Genomic DNA, 15,288 nt, shown 5'->3' on the forward strand with positions numbered 1-15,288 from the left:
TTTAATTTAAGCAAACATTTTTCTTAAACTGTCTTTATAATTTGGAACTTTTAAGTTATAAACTATTTTTATCTTTTTCTTATCTAATAGTGAGAAACTTGGCCTTTTTGCTGGAGTTGGATAAGATGAGGATGGAATCCCTCCAACTTTACAACTGTAGCCACCAAACTCCTTAATGCTTAACGCAAATTCATACCAACTAATTTCGCCTTCATTTGAATAATTATAAATTCCAGAAATCCATTCTGGCGATTCAATTATATCAATCATTGCTTGTGCCAAATCTGCGGCATAGGTTGGCGAGCCAATCTGATCATTTACTACATTGATTTCATCCCTTTCTTGCATTAGTCTCTTCATAGTTTTAACAAAATTATTTCCAAATTTGCTATAAACCCATGAAGTTCTAATTATAATGGATTCTGGGTTTTCTTGCAAACAAGCAATTTCACCAGCCAATTTACTTTCTCCATAAACATTTATTGGATTAGTTTTAGCTTCTTCATTTAAGGCGATAGATGAATTCCCATCAAAAACATAATCTGTCGAAACATGAATTAATTTTACATTATTTTCTTTAGCATATTTTGCTATTAACTCTACTGCCAAATGATTTACTGTAAAAGCTAAATCTTTTTCTGATTCAGCTTTATCAACTGCTGTATAAGCTCCACAATTAAATATAACATCAGGGCGAATTACTTCTAATTGAGATTGAAGTATTTCTAAATTGTCTAATGTAATTTGAGTTCTATTTGCAAATACCCATTCATATTGAGTATATAAAGGCGCTAAAACTAAAAGTTCAGATCCTAATTGTCCTGTTGCGCCAGTTATTAGAATTTTCTTCATTAAAATAAACTATTACAGTTTTCAATAAATGGCAAAATTTGATCTTTTTCAGAAACAATAGCCTCCTCAAGATTCATTCCCCAATCAATATTCAAAGATGGATCGTTATATATGATTCCGCCTTCAGAAGCTTTGTTGTAAAATTGATCACATTTATACATTACTGAAGCTGTTTCACTAACAACTGAAAAACCATGTGCAAAACCTTGTGGTACTAGTAATTGTTTTTTGTTCTCAGCAGTTAATAGAACACTAAAAGCTTTTCCATAAGTTGGCGAATTTTTTCTCAAATCTACTGCAACATCAATAATTTCTCCTTCTAAAACACGGACTAATTTTGTCTGGGCAAAAGGAGGATTTTGGTAATGCAAACCTCTCAACGTTCCTTTTTTTGAAAATGACTGATTATCTTGAACAAATTCAATATCAATTCCTAAATCTTCAAATTTAGTTCTACTATAAGATTCAAAAAAGTAACCTCTTTCGTCTCCAAATACTGTTGGTTTTACAATTACCAAATCTTTTATGAATGTTTCTTCGATTTTCATTTTTTAATTTTAAATTCATTAAAGAAATTAACAATAACCTCTTTTATTCTAATTTTATCTGTATTAGCTAAATTTGATCCTGATGGCAAACATAATCCTCTATCAAATAACTCTTCAGCAATTTTACCTCCATAATATGGATATTTTTCAAAAACTGGCTGCAGATGCATTGGCTTCCACAGCGGTCTACTCTCTATATTTGCTTTGTTAAAAGCAAGTCTCAAACTTTCCTTTTCTTCTTTTGTTTCCAAAAGTATTGTATTAAGCCAATAGTTAGAAATGAAGTCATTGCTAGAATTATCAAAGAGTTTTGCATTTTCAACTTCTTTAAAAATCTCTCTGTAAAATAAATGATTCGCTTGTCTTAAACTGATATTCTTTTCTAAAATTTTCATCTGTCCAAGACCAATTCCTGCGCAAATATTACTCATTCTATAATTGTAGCCTATTTCACTATGCTGATAATGTACCTCTGCATCTTTTGATTGAGTAGCATAAAAAATTGCTTTTTCCTTTTGTTCTTTATGCCTAGCAATTAATGCACCACCGCTAGAAGTGGTAATAATTTTATTTCCATTAAATGATAAAATACCAAAAGCTCCAAAACTACCACATTTTTTTCCTTTATAACTGCTTCCTAGTGCTTCAGCGCTATCTTCAATAATTGGAATCTTATATTTATCAGCAATAGCAGTTATTTCATCTACTTTATATGGCATACCATATAAATGAACGGCTATAATTGCTTTTGGTTTTTTTCCCTTTTTTATTCGGTCTTTTATAGCAGTTTCTAGATATTCTGGACAAATATTCCATGTATCAACTTCACTATCTACAAATACAGGACATGCATTCTGATATAAAATTGGATTTGCTGAAGCTGAAAAAGTCATACTTTGGCAAATTACCTCATCGCCAGCTTTAACACCTAATAAGATTAGAGCTAAATGAATAGCTGATGTTCCAGAGTTTGAAGCAGCAACAAAGTTTTCATTTCCAAAGTACCCCTCAAGTCTATTTTCAAACTCCTCTACATTTGGTCCACCAGAAGTAATCCAATTTGACTTTAAAGCATTCTGAATATACTCTTGCTCAAATCCGCTTTCTTGAGATAATGACAAATAAATTCTCTTATTGTCCATTATTAATATGCCAATAATCTAACGGATAACGAACGTCGTCCTCGCTAACATTACTTAACGGCAATGTAGAAAAAGATATTAATTTAGAATTTTCATCCAACGATTCTACTGCATTTGCGTAACCTGCAGGTATGTGGACAATTTTACTATCAGATTCAGAAACAAAAACGGTTTCAATGGTTAAATCCTTTGAAGGATTTTCCCAATTATCAATTTTTATAAAATGAATATTAAAAGAACCAGAAAGACAATAAAAATTTTTAGTATCTAATTTATGCCCCTGCCAAGCTCGGATTGGATTTTCCTTCGAATTACTTATAATATAAAACCTTTCAATATCAGTAAAGCTAAAATCATTTACATACGATATACTTCCTCTTTGATCTGAAAATTTTCCTCCCTGAATTATTTTAGGCTTCATGATTCAATCGTAAATTACTTTTGTTTAACAAATAAAATTTTGAAGAGTAAAGTAACAATAATGGCAAAATGACAATTAAGAATACTAGTGAATCTTGAACTTTTTGATAAAGAAAAATAACTAAAAAAGAAATCCCTGTCTGTACAACTGCATAAAGTGCCGAAACTACTCTATGTTGCATCTTATATTCATTACTTAATACTTGATATAGATGCAAACGATGGGCTTCAAAAATATTCTGTTTAAGGTAAAGTCTGTGAAGAATTGTACAGACAGCATCTACTCCATACACTGCTAAAAACAATAACCAAATAAGAGTTTCTGTTTTAAGGATTAATTTTAAAACCAAATAAATTATCCAGAAAGCAATAGCAATGCTTCCAACATCTCCTGCAAAACATTTTGCTTTTTTTCTATAATTAAAAAACAGAAAAACCAAGCTCGCAATCATTGCATATATTATAAAAACACCATCAGTAAAAAGCTGGATTTTTGTATTTACATACAACAGTGACCCCATTACTACTAAAGTATAAAGCCCCGTAATACCATTAATTCCATCCATGAAATTATAGGCATTAATGAGCCCTATTGCTAATACGTAACTTACTAAAACTGTCCAAATTGGGACGAAAGTAAATAAGTTTAAATCAAAAAAAATTAACGTGATGGAAAGGAAATGAATTGAAATTCGGATTTTATTTGATAAACTTTGAATATCGTCCCAAAAACTGACTAAACTGACTAAAGTAATTCCTGTAAAGAAAAAGAAACTAGCTTCAATGTTTTGAGCAAAATATAACAATGCTGCAAACCAAAAAATGATTCCACCTCCCCGCAAAGTAATTTCTGTATGTGAACTTCTTTGGTTTGGTTTGTCAATTATATTAAAATGATCTGCTACTTTAAAATAGAGCAACATAATAATCATTAAAACAATTCCTAAAATTGTGTACTCCATTTTATGACCTTACTCCCAATTAGTATCTTTTATTTCTTGATATACTTTCTTAATCCCCTCTTCTAGGCTAGTCTTAGCTTTCCATCCAAAACTATTTAATTTTGAAACATCCATTAGTTTACGAGGCGTACCATCTGGCTTAGAGGTATCCGTCAAAATTTCTCCTTCAAAACCAACTATTTTTTTCACCAAAATAGCCAGATCTAAAATCGAAATATCTTGTCCTACTCCAATATTTACTAATCCTTGTTCATTATAGTTTTCCATTAAATATAGACACGCTTCGGCAAGATCATCTGCATGTAAAAATTCTCTTTTTGGGTGTCCTGTTCCCCAAATAGTAACAGAAGAGTCATTATTACGTTTTGCAGTAATAAATTTTCTTAACATTGCAGGAAGAACATGAGAATTCTTTAAATCGTAATTATCATTAGGCCCATACAAATTTGTTGGCATAACAGAGATAAAATTACATCCAAATTGATCTCTATACGCATCACACATTTTAATTCCAGCAATTTTTGCAATGGCATAAGGCTCGTTAGTAGACTCTAATTCTCCTGTAAGCATATACTCTTCTTTTAATGGCTGAGGCGCCATCTTAGGATAAATACAAGAAGATCCTAAAAACATCAACTTTTTTACATTGTTTAAATAAGATTGATGAATAATGTTATTTTGAATCATTAGATTTTCATAGATAAAATCCCCTTTATAAGTGTTATTGGCAATAATACCTCCAACCTTTGCTGCTGCTAAAAAAACATAATCAGGCTTTTCTTCAGCAAAAAAATCTGCTACTGCTTGCTGATTTCTCAAATCTAATTCTGAAGAAGTTTTCAATACGAAATTTGTATATCCTTTTTCTTTTAATTGACGTAAAATTGCCGAACCTACCATACCTCTATGTCCAGCTACGTATATTTTATCTTGTAAATTCATAGTGTTACTCTTCGATCTTGAATATGAAGTATTCTAATATATCTAAATTAATATCTAATAGCTGATCTTACTTCATTTAACATCTTTTCTTTCTTAACATAATTAAGATCAGATATCATCATTTCTTTAACTAGTCCTGCCAAATCATATTTAGGAACCCATCCTAATTTTGTTTTTGATTTAGTAGGGTCTCCAATAAGCAAATCTACTTCTGTTGGACGGAAATATTGTGGATCAACAGAAATTACTTGTTTACCTATTTCAATTTGATACTCAGCATTACTACAAGAAGCAACATATCCTTTTTCTTCTACTCCTTCACCTCTAAATTCGATATCTATCCCTACTTCTGCAAATGACATTTTAACAAAATCACGAACATATGTAGTTTCTCCCATAGCAATAACATAGTCTTCAGCAACATCCTGTTGTAAAATACGCCACATTGCTTCTACATAATCTTTTGCGTGTCCCCAATCACGTTGTGCATCTAGATTTCCTAAATACAAACAATCTTGCTCTCCTAAAGCAATAGCGGCCGTAGCCATAGTAATTTTACGAGTTACGAAAGTTTCTCCTCGACGTGGTGATTCATGGTTAAACAAAATACCGTTACAAGCAAATATATCGTAAGCTTCTCTATAATTTTTGGTAATCCAAAAACCGTAAATTTTAGCTACACCATAAGGCGAACGCGGGTAAAATGGTGAATTCTCATCATAAAAGCCTTTTTCATTTTTATTCTCAGCTAAGCCACCATATAATTCGGATGTTGATGCTTGATAAATACGAGTTTTCTTTTCTAACCCTAAAATACGAACTGCCTCTAGAATTCTTAAAGTTCCTATACCATCTACATTTGCAACATATTCTGGAGAATCAAAAGAGACCTTAACATGGCTCATAGCTCCAAGATTATATATTTCATCTGGTTGCACCTCTTGAATAATTCTTATAACATTCGTAGAATCTGTCAAATCTCCATAATGTAGCTTAAAATTCACATTAGCTTCGTGCTGATCTTGATATATATGATCAATACGTTGAGTGTTAAAAGAAGAAGCTCTTCTTTTAACGCCATGAACCACATATCCTTTTTCCAGCAATAATTCTGCTAAATATGATCCATCTTGTCCTGTAATTCCTGTTATAAGTGCTACTTTCATTTATTTATTTTTTTATTTTTTTTATTATTTATCTTAAAAGATTCAAATGTTTTCATTAACCCAACTTCAGCAACAATAGGTAATGATTTTCCGAGAACACTAATTATTTTTTTATTACTGACTACGTAGTTTTCCGTTAACTTTTGCAAACGTTCTGAATTTAATGGCATATGAAAATAATCTCCAAATTTAGCCAGAAATTTAATAAAAGATGAATTAATATTCCATATTAAACTTTTCTTTCCTAAGGTAGAACCTAAAACTTTAATTAATTCATTAGTTGACAAAACTTCATTATCCGCTATATTATAAATACCAGAAGGAATCATTTTGTTCTCTAACAACTCCTTAATGACAAAACAAAGATTTTCAATGCTCAAAAATGAACGTTGATTTTTAAAAGCCCCTAAGGGCCAAGGTAAACCTTTAGAAACCAATTGATATAAAAGATTGAGATTACCTTTATTTCCTGGTCCATGAATCATGCAGGGTCTTAAGATATAAACGCGTTTACCATAAGGATTTTTTTGGCTTATAATATAATCTTCTGCCATTTTCTTTGCTATGCCATAGTGAGTTTTAGGATTACATTGAGCTTCTTCTGTTAAAATTCCGTCAACCTCATCAGCACATGCTTTAACCGTACTCATAAAAATAAAAATCTTAGCGTCCGAAACCAAAAAACCATCAAAAAGTTGTTTAGTTAACTCAAAATTGGCATCATAATATTCATTTGGTTGTGATACATTTTTCAGGTCATGTGCCTTTCCCGCTAGATGAATTATTGCATCTGTTTTAAGATCAAACTCCTGATTGGGAACATATCTGATACTCTTTGACTCAATTTCGTTCGAAGTTCCTAAATCTTTTTTAAGATTGCCCCCCACAAAACCACTACCTCCAGTTATGGTTATTTTCATTCTAATTTATATCTTTAATCCAATACTTTGATTCATTTTCTACAAAGATACATTTTAACCAGCCTTCTATTGAAGCTTTGTAATATAATTCTTTATCAACTTCTACATAAGGCAATTCAAAAAAGTTTTTATCCATAACAATGCTGTTTCTATCTATTACATATATATTATTAGTATTATAAAAAGGATATTTTTTAATTTCAGAGTTAGTAGTAATCATTTTTTTACCTGCTCCAATAGTCTCAAACGTCCTCATTGTTAATCCTTTCTGACCTGGGTGATTGATATCTAAAATAACTTTTGAATCTTTATATAATTCTAATATTTGATTCGTTGTTAAGCTTTTGAAGCTTAATTTCTTATAATCAAATAATTGAAAAGTCTTATCAAATTTCTTTTTATAAAAATAAACTAAACGACCATGAATAAAATAATAACAATATGAAGCCAAATTATTTAAATCGCACCATTCTTTTACTTTACTACTTATTGTATATCTATCTGAATGGGCTGTGCCAAGAAAAAGCAAATCATATTTAGATTTTTCATTAATGTCCTTATATATGTTTTTAAAAGAGTCTAAATAAAACAAAGGTCGAAAATTCAAATTAAATTTTACTGCATCATCAGGATCAAAAGTAAACTTCTTATCAAAGTATTTTAATATCTGAGTAGGGTGACTGTGATTTGTAAATGAATCCCAAGTATAAAAAATACATTCGCACTCCGGATGATCTTTCTTAAAATTTTGAAGAAAAAATTCTGGAACTACCTCACCTCTATTTACAAACAAATAATTATAAATTTCATTTTTAGTTTTTAGCAAGATCTCCCTGTAATAACTATCTATTTTTTTCTGATAAAAATTCCTTTTAACCCTTATAATTCCTTTAACAAAACTATTATTTGAAGGTCTTTCATCATAGTAATCAACTTGGGCACCAAGCTCCTCTAACTTTTTTATAATCTCCTTCTCTAGATTAAAGGTCTGGACGGAAAAGAAAAGTATTTTTTTATTATCCAGCTTATCTTTTAATATCATTTTAGCAGACCTTTCTTCTTCATTTCTTCAAGTGAAATACTTAACTTATCTTCTTGAATTTCTTGTTGCAAAACCCACTTAGAAAATTTCTCAATTCCCTCTTTAAAGTAAACTTTTGGCTCAAATCCTAATAAATTTTTAATTTTATTTAAATCCGCATAGTTGTGACGTATATCACCTAATCTAAATTTACTTGTTATTGTGACAGGAACATCTATTTCATAAGCTTTAATTAAGGAATTTGCCACCTCGAGAACATCTGTAGCTACACCAGTTCCTACATTAAAAACTTGCCCATTAGCTTCACTTTTTTCAATTCCAAGAATTGTCGCTGATACTACATCATCAATAAAAACAAAATCCCTTGTTTCTTTTCCGTCTTCAAAAATTTGAATCGGATTATTATTTCTAATTTGTGTCGAAAAAATAGATAAAATTCCTGTATAAGGATTTGACAATGATTGTCCGGGACCGTAGACATTTTGATATCTAAAAGCAACAGGGGCAATACCTATTGTTGGGCAAACAGTCATAATCATCTGTTCTTGATTCTGCTTTGTGATTCCATAAACCGAAGATGGATGTATTTTTGAATCTTCATCAGTTGCCAATAATTCCAGTTTTTGGTTGTCTGCATATGTAAGATCAAAATTTCCAGCTAACATATTTTCTTCTCCCCTATGTTTTGGATAAACAATTCCTAATTCTGGATGTCTATATTTTCCTTCTCCATAAATAGATCGCGAAGATGCTATTACAATTTTCTCGACAGAATTCTGATTATTTGCCAATATATCAAGCATAATTGCAGTACCTTGAATATTTACTTCAGTATATTTTTCAATACAATACATCGATTGCCCAGTACCTGTTTCAGCAGCAAAGTGCACAATTATATTTTGTCCTTCAAGAGCCAGTTCCCAGTCCTTTCTAGAAGTTACCGTTCCTCTAATAAACGTTACTTTATCTTTAATACTTTTATATAAGGGAGATGTTAACTCTGGAGTATCTCCATGAATTTGAGGAGATAAATTATCCAAGACTGTTATATTATATCCTTTATCAATTAATTTTAATGATAAATTACTTCCTATAAATCCGGCTCCTCCGGTAATTAATACATTTTTCATATTTTACTGAATTTTAACCCATTTCTGAGTTTCAAAATTAAATTCCTTAATTGGTTTTGCAGGTGAACCGACAGCAATAACATACGGCGGAAGGCTTTTAGATACGACTGAATTCGCTCCGACTATTGTTCCCTTTCCAATTACAACCCCTGGTAATACGGAAACAAATTCCCCTAGCCAAACATTATCATTAATTACAACTGGTTTAGCAATTAATGTTCTTTTATTCGGTATTATATTAGGGTTACTATCAAATTCATCACCGTTATAGCTACCATGCGAACAATCTGATATATATATTTTACTTGCTAAAAGTACATTACTTCCAATTATTACACTTTTCATGGCGGTTATATGAACATAATCATTCATTTGAACGTTTTCTCCAAAAAACATTGTTTGTTCGCGGTTCATTGGATAGGCTTCTAATCGACATCCAACTCCTGTGGTAAACCCCTTCGAAACTTTAATATATTTTGCACCTCGAAGATCAATTGGAAACCTTACAAGTCTTGCTTCCTTAAAAACAAAAAAACCTCGTAATTTACAATAAATTAAATATAAAACTTGAGCAATACTATAATTATTCATTTTTTTCTAAGAAACACTATTACAATTCTTCTGAAATATTTAAGAACAGAAAAAGTAACAGCTATTATATATGTACCAATACTTATCCAATTATTTTTAAAGGCAAATTTAAGATTTTTAAGTTCCCCTTTTTCCATTTCTTTTAGATTAGCACTCAGTCCACTTTCACCAAAACCAGTTTTTCCATCACCATAAATTATTAGTTTTTTATTATAAAAAAAACAGTTGAATTCCTGAGACACCCTAAAGAAGAAGTTTCCCTCTTCGGCATATTTTTGAGTTTCATCAAATAATCCAATTTTATCGACAATAGCTTTTTTCATTAAAACAGTTGAAGGTTGGAAAAAATTTTTAAATATTAAATTTATAAATTTCACATTTATCAACTCTCCTTCTAATCTATTTTTCATATAAAATCCTTCAAAAGCTGTTGCTAAAAAATCAACATTTGGTTTCTCTTCAAAAATTTTTGTTTGTCGACTAAGTTTATCTTGGAACCAAGCATCATCAGAATCTAAAAAAGCAATATAATCACCCTTCGCATTTTTTAAACCCGTATTTCTAGCTTTTGAAACTCCTCCATTTTCTTGTGAAATTAAGCTAATACCTATATGATTATTACATTCAATAAATGCTTTTACTATTTTAACAGAATCATCTTTTGAACCATCATTCACGACAATAACCTCAATCAAGCCATCATAATCTTGATTAATAACAGACTCTAATGCCCTTTCAATGGAACCTGCTGAATTATACATTGGAATAATTACAGAAATCATAATCAATTATTTTATTTAATTATTCGCTCCAAACTACACGTTTAATATAGTCGGTATAACTCAAAATAATTCTGACCATTTTTTCAGACACATTTGGCATAGAATAATCGGCCACCGGTCTGAAATTACGATCTTTCCCTCTCTTTTGTGTTTGTAATTGTACAAGGGCTTGCATAATTCTCTCTGGATTTAGACCAACCATCATAACTGAAGTTTCTTCCATCGCCTCTGGTCGCTCATGAGCATCTCTAATATTTAAAGCTGGAAAATTCAGTGTAGAAGATTCTTCTGAAATTGTACCACTATCAGATAAGACTGCAAAAGATTTCATTTGCAAAGCATTATAATCATTAAATCCCATCGGTTTTAAAAACTGGACTTCAGGTCTCATTGCAATCTGTTTCGCATCAATCATTTTCTGTGTTCTAGGATGCGTACTAACAATAATTGGAAATTTATATTTATCCGCAATTAAGTTTAGAGTATCCATTAGTCCTTTGAAGTTTTTCTCGCTATTTATATTTTCTTCTCTGTGAGCCGACACAACAAAAAATTTCTCGTTTTCAAGATTAAGTTTTTCAAGAATATTTGATGAATTAATATCATTCATGTAATGATTTAAAACTTCAAACATTGGCGAACCAGTTTTAATAATTCTATCTGCAGATAAGCCCTCCCTTAATAGATATTCTCGTGCAATATCACTGTAAGTAAGATTAATATCTGAAATATGATCTACAATTTTACGATTAGTTTCTTCTGGAACCCTTTGATCGAAACAACGATTTCCAGCTTCCATATGAAAAATAGGAATATGTCTTTTTTTAGCAGGTATTGCACATAAACAACTGTTTGTATCTCCTAAAACTAAAAAAGCATCTGGTTTTTCAGCTTCGAGAAGAGGATCAATTTTTATTAAAATTTGGCCTACTGTTTCAGTAGCAGTTACTCCAGCTGCATTTAAAAAATGATCCGGTTTTCTTATATTTAAATCTTCAAAAAAAATCTGATTTAATTCATAATCATAATTTTGCCCCGTGTGTACAATTATATGCTCAATCGCTTGTGAATCATCTAAAGCAGCCATAACACGCGAAAGTCTGATGATTTCAGGACGGGTTCCAACCACCGTCATAACTTTTAACTTTTTCATATATAATCTTTCTCTATCCTAAAGTGATAGTGTTTTTCAATAATTAGTTAATATTTTTATAAAATACTTAGAAAAGACACTTATTCATTATTATACATCTAAGAAATAGGTATCTGGATCATTTGGATCAAAAAATTCATTTATCCAAAAGTTCGTATACAATACTTCATCACCAATATTTTTAATATTATGGGTGTACCATATTGGCATATCAACGTACGCAGGCTCATTGCCATCTAAATAAAAATCGATTACTTCATGACTATCTATACGGCGTAGCTGAATTAGCGCTTTACCTTTTATTACCGCAAAACGTTCTATTTTTCTGGTATGAAAATGATTCCCTCTTGTAATTCCTGGAACAGTAGTAGAAAATGAAACTTGTCCTCCTACACCTAAACGAATAATTTCTACAAAACTACCTCTAGTATCTGTATGTTGGGTAAATTTTACTGGAAAATAATTTTTTATATCAATATAACTACGATAAGTATTAAACAAATTAAGTTCAAATACATTATCTATAGCTGGAATTATTCCTTTATCCTGATATTGTTCTTTATACGATGTTAGCAAAGCTAGAAGGTCTGACACTTTACATTGGGAAGTATGTTCTATAACTACCTTTTCATTCCCTTTTCCTGCTTTTATTTCTCTTAGAATAAATTCAACTAACTCTCCTACATAAATTAATTTTAGGTCGGCATCAATTTCAATAGAAGGACTTTCATTTCTAGATATTTTATGACTAAAAGTTGCTATTACTGAATTATAATTAGGTTGTCCAAAAGGTCCAAAAACGTTAGGTATAACCAGTCCACTAAATTTTCCCGAAGACTTTTCTGCCCATGCAGACATCATTTCACGGCCTTCTTTTTTAGATTTCCCATAAAGATTATCCCTTTCTTCCTGAGTAGACGACGAAAAAATAACATGAGCTTTACTGTTCGAAATTTCAAGAGAACGAATTAATTTTTTAACTAACCCAATATTTGAATCGTAGATGACTTGTGGATCATTATGTCGATTCATCGCGGCAAGATGAATTATTACATCACACTTTGCTACAAATTCATTTAATAGATCATCATCGTCAAAATAATCTTTCTGAAATTCTATTCTCTGAAATTCTTCCGGGTGAAGTCCTAATGTATTATATAAATGTGTACCAACAAACCCTGCCTGCCCAGTTATCCCTACTTTTAACATATTTATGTTTATTCTTTAAAAATATTCTTGATCAAATTAATTTTAAAGGACCCTACTATCCTGGCATTTGAATTACATCTTCCCCAAATACTTCTTTTCTTATAAGAGGTAATTTTGACAATAATGTTTTCATTCCTTCAACACCTTGCTGTTCGGTATTATGAGAATGATAGTCCTCAATAAATGAAATATCTTTTTCACCTTCTGAAAAATATTGTGCGTAATTCAAATCTCTATTGTCAGCTGGAATCCTATAAAAATCTCCCATATCTTCTGCTTTCAACATTTCTTCACGCGTACACAAAGTTTCATACAATTTTTCTCCGTGGCGTGTTCCAATAATTTTAATTTCGTTATTAGAGTTACAAAGCTCCTTTAATGCTTGTGCCAAATCTCCAATTGTACCTGCTGGAGCCTTGTTTACAAACAAATCTCCTGGATTTCCATGTTCAAATGCAAATAAAACTAAATCTACAGCTTCATCTAATGACATCAAGAAACGAGTCATATTAGGATCTGTAATTGTAATCGGATTACCTTCTTTTATTTGTTTCAAAAACAAAGGAATCACAGATCCTCTCGAAGCCATTACATTTCCATATCTTGTTAAACAAACAGTAGTATCTTTAGAATTCCTAGATGCGGCTACAGCAACTTTTTCCATCAATGCTTTAGATATCCCCATAGCATTGATTGGATAAGCAGCCTTATCAGTACTCAAACAAATAACTTTTTCTACTTTATTTGCAACAGCTGCATCAATAACATTCTGAGTCCCCATTACATTTGTTTTAGTAGCCTCTAGAGGGAAAAACTCACATGAAGGCACTTGTTTTAAAGCGGCTGCATGAAAAACATAATCAACACCACGCATTGCACGTTCTACACTACTATAATCCCTTACATCTCCTATATAGAATTTAAGTTTATCACTTTTTAAATGATTGCGCATATCATCTTGTTTTTTTTCATCTCGTGAAAAAATACGAATTTCTTTAAAGTGGTCTGTAGTAAGAAATTTATTTAAAACTGCATTACCAAATGAGCCTGTACCTCCTGTTATAAGTAATATTTTATCTTTGAACATATTAATATTTTCTTCCTTTAATTTAAACGATGAAACCCTATTGTTTCCTTTCTGATATAAAATTTAGATATTTATTCGCGACATTTTCGAATAAATAATCTTTTAAAATACTTTTCAAAGATTCTTCATCAATGATAGCATCTTCTTGAAAAAAATCTACCATTTTTTCAACAGATTCCATATGATCTATCTCATTTGAAAAAATACTTAAGCTTAACGGATATATCTTTAATAACTCAGCTGAAGTATCATTCATAATGGAACAAATATTAAGTATCTTTTTTCCTGAATACATGTATTCTATAAGTTTACTTGGCTCTTGATATTCATTATTGTTACCAATATTCAATAGAACATCAGCATTTTTTATAACTAAGTTCAATTCAGTTCTATCTATAAATCCATTTAACTTGATATGATCATTTAATAATTGTGGATATTGCTGAAAAAGTATAGCAGTATCAGTAAAATCTCCATAAAAATCAAAAGTAAAGTTCAAATCTGGATATCTAATCACTAATTTTTTTAATAAAATAAGCAAATTTTCTGGGGATCTAGTACTAGTACTTAAGGTTCCTAAAAAAACTATTTTTATTTTTTTCTCTTTCAAACTTTTTTCATTCGAATAGTTGTAATCAGTAGGAATAAAAACATTGTTATTTACAACTATTTTATTTTCTAAATTTGGAAATAGTGAAACATATTTTTTTCTAATTCTATCTGTCAATACACAATTTAAATCTGCCTTTTCAAATATTTTTTTCTCGAATGCCCTGTTTAATTTACCATAGAGAAATGTATTATTGACCTTTGCGTTGTAACTAAATGGGTCTATAGTATCTGCAAGCCAGTAAAGATTTTTATGTTTGTTTGCTAACTTATAACCAATTCGATGGGCAGAAAATGTCCATGATACAGTAATTAGCTTATCAATTTTATTTTCATCAATAATTTTTGAGGCCATAGGAACGGCAGAAAATTGCCATAAAAAAGAATGATCAGGCCAATATAAATTTGACCATGTCAAATCATAAATTTTTCTAAACATTTTTTTAACTGCAACTTTAAAAGTTATTCTCTGTTTACTTATGTCCAGAGAATTGATTTGAAGATTCCCCCTAAATTTATATTTGAGATTCCCTAAAAAATACTCCGTTGTCCTATAAATTTTAACTCCTTCAATTTCCTCAAATTCTAGATAAGTATTTTTATTAGCGGTAATAACATGTACTTCTATGCCTTCGTCAACCCATTTTTTTGCGATATTAAACCAACGGTAAGTATTAGGCTTAGCTTCAGGATAAAAATCATACGATACTATTAAAATCTTCACAATAAACTT

The 15,288-nt window shown here is 30.5% G+C and carries 16 protein-coding genes; all 16 read right to left on the reverse strand.

The window, feature by feature from the left end; all coding sequences use genetic code 11:
- Nucleotides 1-6: 6 nt before the first annotated feature.
- Nucleotides 7-852, reverse strand: a complete 846-nt coding sequence (gene rfbD / locus NCC77_RS21550; RefSeq protein ID WP_250837423.1) for a dTDP-4-dehydrorhamnose reductase — start codon at nucleotides 850-852, stop codon at nucleotides 7-9.
- Nucleotides 852-1,400, reverse strand: coding sequence for a dTDP-4-dehydrorhamnose 3,5-epimerase (gene rfbC, locus NCC77_RS21555; protein ID WP_250837424.1), 549 nt, complete (start codon nucleotides 1,398-1,400; stop codon nucleotides 852-854). Before rfbC ends, rfbD begins: the two co-directional genes overlap by 1 nt.
- Nucleotides 1,397-2,542, reverse strand: coding sequence for a DegT/DnrJ/EryC1/StrS family aminotransferase (locus NCC77_RS21560; RefSeq protein ID WP_250837425.1), 1,146 nt, complete (start codon nucleotides 2,540-2,542; stop codon nucleotides 1,397-1,399). The genes rfbC and NCC77_RS21560 overlap by 4 nt, the downstream gene beginning before the upstream one ends.
- The gene (locus tag NCC77_RS21565) at nucleotides 2,532-2,963 is read right to left on the reverse strand and encodes a WxcM-like domain-containing protein (protein ID WP_250837426.1); all 432 of its coding nucleotides are present in this window, start codon (nucleotides 2,961-2,963) and stop codon (nucleotides 2,532-2,534) included. Before NCC77_RS21565 ends, NCC77_RS21560 begins: the two co-directional genes overlap by 11 nt.
- Nucleotides 2,953-3,924, reverse strand: a complete 972-nt coding sequence (locus tag NCC77_RS21570; RefSeq protein WP_250837427.1) for an MraY family glycosyltransferase — start codon at nucleotides 3,922-3,924, stop codon at nucleotides 2,953-2,955. Before NCC77_RS21570 ends, NCC77_RS21565 begins: the two co-directional genes overlap by 11 nt.
- Nucleotides 3,925-3,933: 9 nt before the next feature.
- Nucleotides 3,934-4,866 carry a GDP-L-fucose synthase family protein gene (locus NCC77_RS21575; protein WP_250837428.1) on the reverse strand — a complete coding sequence of 311 codons (933 nt, stop codon included), beginning with the start codon at nucleotides 4,864-4,866 and terminating at the stop codon, nucleotides 3,934-3,936.
- 47 nt (nucleotides 4,867-4,913) lie between these two features.
- Complete coding sequence (gene gmd, locus NCC77_RS21580; protein WP_250837429.1) at nucleotides 4,914-6,032, reverse strand: GDP-mannose 4,6-dehydratase; 1,119 nt, start codon at nucleotides 6,030-6,032, stop codon at nucleotides 4,914-4,916.
- On the reverse strand, nucleotides 6,029-6,952 hold the full coding sequence (locus NCC77_RS21585) for an NAD-dependent epimerase/dehydratase family protein (protein WP_250837430.1): 924 nt from the start codon (nucleotides 6,950-6,952) through the stop codon (nucleotides 6,029-6,031). Before NCC77_RS21585 ends, gmd begins: the two co-directional genes overlap by 4 nt.
- Nucleotide 6,953: 1 nt before the next feature.
- Nucleotides 6,954-7,994 (reverse strand): WaaS/CpsH family glycosyltransferase, encoded by a 1,041-nt coding sequence (locus NCC77_RS21590; protein ID WP_250837431.1) that lies wholly within the window; start codon nucleotides 7,992-7,994, stop codon nucleotides 6,954-6,956.
- The gene (locus NCC77_RS21595) at nucleotides 7,991-9,124 is read right to left on the reverse strand and encodes an NAD-dependent epimerase/dehydratase family protein (RefSeq protein WP_250837432.1); all 1,134 of its coding nucleotides are present in this window, start codon (nucleotides 9,122-9,124) and stop codon (nucleotides 7,991-7,993) included. The genes NCC77_RS21590 and NCC77_RS21595 overlap by 4 nt, the downstream gene beginning before the upstream one ends.
- A gap of 3 nt (nucleotides 9,125-9,127) precedes the next feature.
- Nucleotides 9,128-9,715: an LbetaH domain-containing protein gene (locus tag NCC77_RS21600; RefSeq protein ID WP_250837433.1), complete on the reverse strand. Its 588-nt coding sequence runs from the start codon at nucleotides 9,713-9,715 to the stop codon at nucleotides 9,128-9,130.
- Complete coding sequence (locus NCC77_RS21605; protein WP_250837434.1) at nucleotides 9,712-10,497, reverse strand: glycosyltransferase family A protein; 786 nt, start codon at nucleotides 10,495-10,497, stop codon at nucleotides 9,712-9,714. Before NCC77_RS21605 ends, NCC77_RS21600 begins: the two co-directional genes overlap by 4 nt.
- Nucleotides 10,498-10,516: 19 nt before the next feature.
- Nucleotides 10,517-11,650 carry a non-hydrolyzing UDP-N-acetylglucosamine 2-epimerase gene (gene wecB, locus NCC77_RS21610; protein ID WP_250837435.1) on the reverse strand — a complete coding sequence of 378 codons (1,134 nt, stop codon included), beginning with the start codon at nucleotides 11,648-11,650 and terminating at the stop codon, nucleotides 10,517-10,519.
- A gap of 90 nt (nucleotides 11,651-11,740) precedes the next feature.
- Nucleotides 11,741-12,859 carry a polysaccharide biosynthesis C-terminal domain-containing protein gene (locus tag NCC77_RS21615; protein ID WP_250837436.1) on the reverse strand — a complete coding sequence of 373 codons (1,119 nt, stop codon included), beginning with the start codon at nucleotides 12,857-12,859 and terminating at the stop codon, nucleotides 11,741-11,743.
- A 55-nt stretch (nucleotides 12,860-12,914) separates the two neighbouring features.
- Nucleotides 12,915-13,946, reverse strand: a complete 1,032-nt coding sequence (locus tag NCC77_RS21620; protein WP_250837437.1) for a polysaccharide biosynthesis protein — start codon at nucleotides 13,944-13,946, stop codon at nucleotides 12,915-12,917.
- A 37-nt stretch (nucleotides 13,947-13,983) separates the two neighbouring features.
- Nucleotides 13,984-15,279 (reverse strand): glycosyltransferase family protein, encoded by a 1,296-nt coding sequence (locus NCC77_RS21625; protein WP_250837438.1) that lies wholly within the window; start codon nucleotides 15,277-15,279, stop codon nucleotides 13,984-13,986.
- Nucleotides 15,280-15,288 lie beyond the last annotated feature (9 nt).

The sequence above is a fragment of the Flavobacterium tyrosinilyticum genome (assembly GCF_023656565.1).
In the GTDB taxonomy this organism is placed as follows: Bacteria; Bacteroidota; Bacteroidia; order Flavobacteriales; family Flavobacteriaceae; genus Flavobacterium; species Flavobacterium tyrosinilyticum.

Excerpts from the sequence above, each read along its gene's own strand:
- NCC77_RS21570 (WP_250837427.1), bottom strand. The coding sequence starts at position 3,924 with ATGGAGTACACAATTTTAGGAATTGTTTTAATGATTATTATGTTGCTC.
- NCC77_RS21595 (WP_250837432.1), bottom strand. The coding sequence starts at position 9,124 with ATGAAAAATGTATTAATTACCGGAGGAGCCGGATTTATAGGAAGTAAT.
- rfbD (WP_250837423.1), bottom strand. The coding sequence starts at position 852 with ATGAAGAAAATTCTAATAACTGGCGCAACAGGACAATTAGGATCTGAA.
- NCC77_RS21560 (WP_250837425.1), bottom strand. The coding sequence starts at position 2,542 with ATGGACAATAAGAGAATTTATTTGTCATTATCTCAAGAAAGCGGATTT.
- NCC77_RS21605 (WP_250837434.1), bottom strand. The coding sequence starts at position 10,497 with ATGATTTCTGTAATTATTCCAATGTATAATTCAGCAGGTTCCATTGAA.
- wecB (WP_250837435.1), bottom strand. The coding sequence starts at position 11,650 with ATGAAAAAGTTAAAAGTTATGACGGTGGTTGGAACCCGTCCTGAAATC.
- NCC77_RS21575 (WP_250837428.1), bottom strand. The coding sequence starts at position 4,866 with ATGAATTTACAAGATAAAATATACGTAGCTGGACATAGAGGTATGGTA.
- NCC77_RS21565 (WP_250837426.1), bottom strand. The coding sequence starts at position 2,963 with ATGAAGCCTAAAATAATTCAGGGAGGAAAATTTTCAGATCAAAGAGGA.
- NCC77_RS21620 (WP_250837437.1), bottom strand. The coding sequence starts at position 13,946 with ATGTTCAAAGATAAAATATTACTTATAACAGGAGGTACAGGCTCATTT.
- NCC77_RS21600 (WP_250837433.1), bottom strand. The coding sequence starts at position 9,715 with ATGAATAATTATAGTATTGCTCAAGTTTTATATTTAATTTATTGTAAA.
- rfbC (WP_250837424.1), bottom strand. The coding sequence starts at position 1,400 with ATGAAAATCGAAGAAACATTCATAAAAGATTTGGTAATTGTAAAACCA.
- NCC77_RS21615 (WP_250837436.1), bottom strand. The coding sequence starts at position 12,859 with ATGTTAAAAGTAGGGATAACTGGGCAGGCAGGGTTTGTTGGTACACAT.
- NCC77_RS21585 (WP_250837430.1), bottom strand. The coding sequence starts at position 6,952 with ATGAAAATAACCATAACTGGAGGTAGTGGTTTTGTGGGGGGCAATCTT.
- gmd (WP_250837429.1), bottom strand. The coding sequence starts at position 6,032 with ATGAAAGTAGCACTTATAACAGGAATTACAGGACAAGATGGATCATAT.
- NCC77_RS21590 (WP_250837431.1), bottom strand. The coding sequence starts at position 7,994 with ATGATATTAAAAGATAAGCTGGATAATAAAAAAATACTTTTCTTTTCC.